We start from the raw sequence: 742 nt of genomic DNA, 5'->3' as shown, positions 1-742 counted from the left end.
CTGAACGATTTTGACCGCACCGATGCACTGCACAAGATTCTTCTGTCAGCTGGCGTTCAAAGTAAAATTGTTGGCGTAATCGAGCTTGAAGATGGCCGTCGTCGTCAAACCATCCAACCGATGGTGCAAGTTTGGTCTGGAAAAGATTGGGTTCTGTTCTCGCCAAATTCAGAGCAGAAAGCCGTAAAACCTAACCTTCTTGTTTGGGATGAATCGAACGTTTCGTTACTTGACCTTGTGGGAGGTAAGAACAGCCAAGTTCATTTCTCCATGATCAAACAAGAAGTGACGCCTCAACAAGCGACAAACAACAAGGTTGAGGCCGATGGCCTGCTTAACTTATCAATCCACAGCTTGCCTCTAGAAGAGCAAGCGATGTTCAAGACCATCATGCTGATCCCAATTGGCGCATTGATCGTTGTGTTCCTGCGCGTGATTATTGGTCTTAAAACCTCTGGTACGTTCATGCCAGTACTGATTGCGGTTGCGTTCGTTCAAACGCAACTTGTGACTGGTATTGTGGGCTTCCTATTAATTGTTGGTACAGGCTTGATCATCCGAAGCTACTTATCACGGCTCAACTTACTTCTGGTAGCAAGGATATCCGCGGTTATTATCACGGTTATTATGATCATCTCGGTGTTTACCGTTGTAGCATTCAAGATTGGTTTGACAGAAGGTCTAACAATCACCTTCTTCCCAATGATCATCTTGTCATGGACGATCGAACGTATGTCGATTC

The 742-nt window shown here is 45.3% G+C and carries 1 protein-coding gene; it reads left to right on the top strand.

Annotated features, from left to right (window positions below; genetic code table 11):
- A partial coding sequence (locus tag R7Q46_RS26790) for a 7TM domain-containing protein (protein ID WP_318078172.1) occupies positions 1-742 on the top strand: 742 nt, incomplete at both ends.

The sequence above is a fragment of the Vibrio sp. 811 genome (genome assembly GCF_033339195.1).
This window is presented reverse-complemented; position numbering and strand designations above follow the sequence as displayed.